The organism is Rhizobacter sp. P3_B12, assembly GCF_056402895.1.
The window spans coordinates 1-851 of record NZ_JBFUGN010001563.1 but is presented as its reverse complement, the minus strand read 5'-3'; the positions used below and the strand labels follow the sequence as shown (position 1 = coordinate 851).

At 71.3% G+C, this 851-nt stretch carries 1 protein-coding gene; it reads right to left on the bottom strand.

The genetic code is table 11. The features are described 5' to 3' along the window. The coding region (locus AC1D01_RS36875) for a type IV pilus assembly protein FimV (protein WP_477874794.1) at window positions 1-851 on the bottom strand (851 nt) is incomplete at both ends.

The following is an 851-nucleotide window of genomic DNA, read 5'->3' as shown; positions in this document are numbered from 1 at the left end:
GCCGACCTCGCCGGTCGGCAGCGGCTGGGTCTCTTCCGGCAGGTGCGGCGCCGACACGGCCGAGCCGCTCGGCAGGGCCAGGTCGAGGTCGAGGTCCATGCCGGCGCCGGTGCTGTCGAAACCGCTGCCGTGCGAACCGCTGGTGCCGAACTCGGACGGCGATGGCAGCACCGATTGCGGCATCGTGCTCGCACCCAGCAACTCGGCCGACGGACGCGCTTCGCCACCGCCGGTGGCCGGTCCACCGCCCGGGCGGTACATCGGGTTCTCCGGATCGATCTGCTGGCCGATCTCCTGGGCCTTGGCCCAGTCTTCGCCCTGGCCGCCGGTCAGGCCGAACAGCTGCGTGGCCAGCAGCTCGAAGCCCTTGGTGTCGCGGCGCTTGGCGTAGACCTCGAGCAGCTTGGTGCGGATCRCCAGGCGCTCGGGGCTCGCGCGCATGGCTTCCTTGAGGATTTCCTCGGCCTGCAGGTCGCGGCCGTAGGCCAGGTAGACGTCGGCCTCGGCGACCGGGTCGACATCGCCGATGRCATCGAGCTGGCTCAGCGAATAGCTCATCGACGACGAGGCACCGCCGGCGTCACGCGTGTCGATGCGCTGGYCGCCGCTCGCCCCGAAGAAAGAGTCCGGTTGAAGACGGCTTTCGAGGAACGAGGTTTCACCGCTGTCGCGCTTGGCGCGCTTGCTGAAGCGCCACGCCGCGAAACCGCCGAGCAGCAGCACGGCGATGCCGCCGAGCAGGGCTGGYAGGTTGTCATCGAGCAGCGACGACAGGAAGCTGGGTTCGGGCGCCGGAGCGGGCACCGGGGCCGGCGCGGGCTTCGGCGGCGCGGCGGCCACGACCGGGGCAC